The 5,119-nt window shown below is 66.9% G+C and carries 6 protein-coding genes and 1 pseudogene; 2 read left to right on the top strand and 5 right to left on the bottom strand.

Translation table 11 applies throughout. From position 1 onward, the window contains the following. A partial coding sequence (locus ACNAW0_RS29885) for an OsmC family protein (protein ID WP_416291388.1) occupies nucleotides 1–303 on the top strand: 303 nt, incomplete at its 5' end. Nucleotides 304–425: 122 nt separating this feature from the next. Here the strand turns inward: ACNAW0_RS29885 and ACNAW0_RS29890 are convergent. Both ACNAW0_RS29890 and ACNAW0_RS29895 read right to left on the bottom strand, forming a co-directional pair. Further along, complete coding sequence (locus tag ACNAW0_RS29890; protein ID WP_416291389.1) at nucleotides 426–923, bottom strand: DinB family protein; 498 nt, start codon at nucleotides 921–923, stop codon at nucleotides 426–428. Nucleotides 924–1,076: 153 nt separating this feature from the next. Further along, nucleotides 1,077–1,418, bottom strand: a complete 342-nt coding sequence (locus ACNAW0_RS29895) for a VOC family protein (protein WP_416291390.1) — start codon at nucleotides 1,416–1,418, stop codon at nucleotides 1,077–1,079. 228 nt (nucleotides 1,419–1,646) lie between these two features. On the opposite strand from ACNAW0_RS29895, the gene ACNAW0_RS29900 reads away from it, so the two are divergent. Then, entirely contained in the window at nucleotides 1,647–2,657 is a 1,011-nt protein-coding gene (locus ACNAW0_RS29900) for a hypothetical protein (RefSeq protein ID WP_416291391.1), read from the top strand. 60 nt (nucleotides 2,658–2,717) lie between these two features. Here ACNAW0_RS29900 and ACNAW0_RS29905 read toward each other — a convergent pair whose 3' ends face one another. From ACNAW0_RS29905 to ACNAW0_RS29915, 3 genes and pseudogenes are all read right to left on the bottom strand, one after another. Next, complete coding sequence (locus tag ACNAW0_RS29905) at nucleotides 2,718–3,368, bottom strand: hypothetical protein (protein ID WP_416291392.1); 651 nt, start codon at nucleotides 3,366–3,368, stop codon at nucleotides 2,718–2,720. Nucleotides 3,369–4,137: 769 nt separating this feature from the next. After that, nucleotides 4,138–4,704 carry a peroxiredoxin-like family protein gene (locus tag ACNAW0_RS29910; protein ID WP_416291393.1) on the bottom strand — a complete coding sequence of 189 codons (567 nt, stop codon included), beginning with the start codon at nucleotides 4,702–4,704 and terminating at the stop codon, nucleotides 4,138–4,140. A 20-nt stretch (nucleotides 4,705–4,724) separates the two neighbouring features. Next, nucleotides 4,725–5,119, bottom strand: a pseudogene (locus ACNAW0_RS29915) (RNA polymerase subunit sigma-24); the annotation flags it as partial.

Raw genomic sequence — 5,119 nt, forward strand, 5'->3', positions numbered from 1 at the left:
GAGGGCGTCACGGTCGAGGCGGAATTCACCGGGGCCCACCTGTTGCACCTAGCTGCGGCTGGTTGCGTCCTGAACGACATATACCGGGAGGCAGGCAAACTCGGCATCCGCATCGACGGGGTACGTGTATCGGCTGACGGTGGTTTCGACACGCAGACGTGGATATCGAGCGGCATCACCTACCAGGTCGAGCTGAGCTCACCCGCGTCCGTCGAGGAACTTGCCGTGCTGCTGGATCGTGTCGACGATGTCGCCGAGATCCCGCGGGCGATTCGAGCCGGGACCACGGTACGGAGAAGCTGACTTGCCCCCTTGCCTCCCAAGCTCGCACCGATCGACCCTCCAGCGGTGAGCCGATTGCGCCGGCTTCACCATCCGTAAAGCGTCGACGCGCCCGGTCGGCGCAGTGAGCGGACGCCCGCGCATTACTCGTTGATGAGCTGCTCTCGAAGAATGTCTGCGTGCCCACAGTGCTGGGCGAGCTCGCGCAGCACGTGGAGATACACCCACCGCAGCGGAAGCGGACCCCGCCGGTGTCCGTGAAGGATGTCGTCCAGACCCAGGGATGACGTCGCATGGCGTGATGCTTCGCAGGCTTCGCGGTGTGCGTGCTGGACGGTGGCGATCGTGTCGTCGTCATCGAGGATGAACGACTCATCTGACGTCGCAGGGATGCCGGTCTCGGCGCGCGACCGGCACGTGACGGCTTCGTCAAACCAGACCTTCTCGACGAAAGTCGCGTGCTTCACAAGACCCAGCAGCGTGGTCCGGGAGGCCACCAACGATCGGCGCACCTGTTCCTCTGTCAGCCCGTCCAAGCAGCCATTGAGCGCGCCGCGGTGCTCGTCGAGGAACGCATCGAACTGGGCACGGGCTGGCTGTGCGACGACATGGTCGGCGAAGGTAGGCGGGTAGGAAGGCATGGGCGAAGCATTCCAGACCGTCGCCCAGGAGCAACTAGCGGACATCGACACGAGCGGTCGGCTGACTTGTAGGCCTCGCAGGTGCGGCCCCTGGCGCCCGGCCGGCGGCAGATGAGGGCGCCGTACCAAAGGTCGAGGTCGCCGGAGGATGCGTCAGAGCGGTGCGTCGCCGAAGCTCAACTCGTTGCCGTCCGGGTCGTAGAAGTCCGCTTTGCGTACGCCGTTGGGGTACGTCTCCCGCTTTGCCGGCTCGACCCCGCGGTCCGCGGCAGCGGCGATGAACGCATCGAGGTCGTCCACGAAGATGGTGAGCAGCGTGTGGCCTGCATGTGTGGGTCGGTGCTCGATGAAGATTGACCGATGCTCGGCCAGCTCCCACACGGCTTCCGCATCACTGGCCACATAGGACGGCGGAGCGCCGAGGAGCTTCTCGTACCACGCCAGGGCGGCGGGATAGTCGCCGACCGAGATGCCTGCGTAGAGGTCGATTGGCATCGGCACATGGTACTTGCCACGGAGCAGGGGCAAAGCACTCTCTTCGGCAAGTCCGGGCGTTCTCAGATCCGCCAGCCGACTACCGACAGTAACGCTCGATCGGCGGCATTTTAAGGGCGTTGGGCGATGCCTGGCACGCGGAGGACGGTCGCCGCCGTCGATCAGTAGCGTGAGCCCGGGTGATCCGAGGGAAGGCGCGGCGTGGGTTCTCCCGCTAGGCTCGCGCCGGTGATGACCCGGACAACCCCTGAGCGGCCGCTGGATCTCGGTGAGTTGTTCCCCGGCGTTGACGCGTTTGCGCGAACCGCCACGCGGCTGCATCCGCGGCCCGGCGACCCCGATGTGGGACGAAGCCACGTCGGCGGGACGTTGTTGTGGCCCGCCGATGAGCCGTGGCCAGTCTGCGCAGGGCCGCATGCTGTTCGCCAGGAGACCCCGATTGCGCCGGACCTCGTCGCCCGGATGCAGGCGGGAGACTGGGCCGCGATGCAGCAACTGGCTCGGGAAGTTCCCGGCTTCGCCGGCACGATGACCACGGACCAGGGCTCGGTCGCGATCGGCTCCGTGACCGTGTCCGAGCCGACACCGAGCCCGATGGTGGCGGTGGCCCAGCTGCACGCTGTCGATGTTGCGGATCTGCGCTGTCCCGATGACGCCGATCTGTTGCAGGTGCTGTGGTGCCCGAATCAGCACCGCAACGGGGACTACGCGGGACCGGCAGTCCAACTGCGGTGGCGCACGGCGAGCGGCGTCACCAACGTGCTGCCGGCACCGCCGCCGCCCACTGTCGCCGGGGACTATCTGCCCCGTCCGTGCGTCCTACACCCGGAACAGGTCATCGAGTATCCCTGGTGGCAGGAGCTACCGGCGGAGTTGGGCCAACGGATCCGGCGGTGGGACGACAGCCGTCAGCTTGGTGAGGAGACCTACTTCTCCGTGTCACAAGCGCCGGGGTGGAAGGTCGGCGGATACGCAAACTGGGAAGTATCCGATCTGCGGCCGATGGACTGCCCTACCTGCCGCCAGCGCATGGACCTGCTGCTTACCATCAGCTCCAGCGAATCCGATGCTGGGAGCTGGCTGCCGGTGGAGGAATCCCACCTGCAGCCGTCGTGGGCCGGCCCCGAGTGGAGGGCCGTCAACGAGCCAACCGGTATCACGGTTGGCCGGCGCGGCAGCCTTCGCATCTTCGCCTGCTTCAAGTGCCCCGCAACGCCGTACAGACTAGACCTTCAGTGACCCGCCCGGATCGACGCCGTCTCCTCGCCAGCGAGCGACCTGCGAGTTATACGTTCAAGGCTACTCGGGCAGGAACGGCGCGAAGTGCTCGGCCACTAGGTCGGCCACGGCTTCGGCGTCACGGGATCCGTCGACCTCGATGACGCGGACCCCCAATCGATGCGCGTTGCGGACCGCGTCTGCGGCGATCAACCGATCCCGCTCGACGCGGTTGCGTTGAGCGAGTTGCGGGTCGCTGACCTGATGACCGATGGCGCCTGCGCGGGGTAGCCGGGCGACCTGGCGTTGCCGGAACTCCTCGGTCGCGACCATGACCACCATCCTGCCGATAGAGCCGGCGACCGGGGCGACCAGTTCTGGGCGTAGACCCCAGCCCTCTGCAAGAATGGGCCGAGGGGAGACGAGGGCACGCAGGTCGTCTTGCACCCACTGGAAACGGTCCGGGAAGTCGGCGATGACCCGATCGGCCATCTCTTCTGGCGTTGCTTGGATCCAGACTGCCTCCCAGTCCGGTCCGGTTGGGGACTCGCCGCGACGGACGCGCTGTGCTATCCGCCGATCATCATGACCGCGAGCATCGTGGTAGTCGTAGTGGTAATGGGTGAGGCCGTACCGCTCAGCGAGAATGCCGGCGACAGTGGATTTCCCGGCCCACTGGCCGCCTCCGATCCACAGGGCGCGTTGGAGCGTGGTGAAGGGGTCCCATTTCATGTGTCACAGCGTGGAACCCCCGCGCTACAAGATCAAGTCTTGTTCTTCGTCCGAGGACTTGATTATCTAGATAACGTCACGATTGCTGCCCGCCCGTTCCTGTAGGTCTCGCTGAATCCGCTGGCCGGCTCGCGGGCGATTGAAGGCTCGGAGGTGCCTCGCCTGACAGCACAAGCTGTCACCACCGGGGCTGCTTTGCGCTCAGGACAGCAACCAGCCTGGGGTGTGCGTACTGAAAAGTTGAGCGGCCGAAACCGGGCGGCACAGGCTCACCGAGAGATTCACAGCCCAGGTCAGAAGCGCCGGTCACTGAAAAGATCAGAGAGAACCGACATTCGTCTACGTCGTCAACGGCGCCGTCACCCGCGTCCGCGCCGTCAAACCCGGCGGCACCTGGCACGAGGACGGCCGCGGGTACGTCGACGCGCCCCTCACCAAACCGCTCACCGACGTCCAGCTCGCCGAGCAGTTCCCCACCCTCCTCGGTCAGGCCCGTCCGCACGTCCGCGGCAAGATCCGCGAATACCTGCCGCTCTGACCAGCGAGTCCCCACGCACGGCACTGACACCAACCGAGCAACCGCTGACAGCTTGATGAGCAATGAGCACTGACATCTCAGCGATCAATCTCAGCGGCAGGGCACGTCTGGACCGGCTGCTGCCGCTCGCCGCCTCTCGGCCGGTCATCGGGACACGGCGCAGGTCCGGACGGCAATTGGGCCTACGACGTTTCACGCTCCTTCTCGTAGGTTGACGCCAAGCCCCTGAGATCAGGAGCCAACCGCTGGCAACGCCAGCTCGATCAATTCGTCCACGGACCACTGGTCGTTGGCGTGCCGGCCGTACCTGACGGCAACCACTCGACCGGCCGGGTCGATCAGGAAATCCGCGGGCAGGCCGAGCACCGTCTCGCCGTGCCGAGGGCCGGGTGAGCCGCCGTTGCGCAGGCCGCGCAGCACCATCGGGTACACCCTCGGCTTGAGCGGCGTGGTCCAAGCGCGCGGGTCTGTTACCGCGCGGCGCGACGCCTCGACGCCGAATTCGGCGTAGAGCAGCCGCTGAGGGTCGGCGACCACCGCGAACGGCAGGTCGGCCTGATGCGGCAGCATGTCTTCGGCCGGCGAGTGGAACACGGCCACCTCGTGAATTCCCGCGGCCCGGATGTCGGCGTGGCGGCGGGCCACGGAACGTAGGTGGAGGTTGCAGACCGGGCATCCCGCGTACCGGCGGAACTGCAGGTGGACGAGCCGTTCTGGATCGGGGATCGGTACGGCCTCGGAGCGGATCGTGGTCAGTACTCGTGGCGCGATCGTGTGGCCGGCTGACAGCTGAGGCATGGGCGTCGCCTCCGAAAAGCTCAGCTGACGTGGGTCAGCTTGTCGGGGTTGGTAAGGGCGTATACGCCGGTGACAGCACCGTCCTCCGGCGCGATGTCGAGGACGAGCACCGCGAACGGCACACCCTCGGACCGCAGCACGACCGCCAGGTCGCCGTTTGCGTTGCGGTACACGGCGTCAACGCCGGGCCGCGGGTGGAAGCTGCCGGCCGCGAGCATCCGGGCCACCTTGTCGCGCGCGTGTACGCCGCGCAGACCGGCCATCCGGGCCTTGCCTCCGCCGTCGGTCCACACCGTGACCTCGGGTGCCAGCAGTTCCAGGAAGGCGTTCAGGTCGCCGCCGAGCAGGGCCGCCAGGAACCGGTCGGTGACCTGCTTGCGCGTCTGGGCGTCGGCTGGGAACCGTGGCCGGCGGC

This window comes from Micromonospora sp. SL1-18 (genome assembly GCF_047921505.1).
Classification (GTDB): Bacteria; Actinomycetota; Actinomycetes; order Mycobacteriales; family Micromonosporaceae; genus Micromonospora.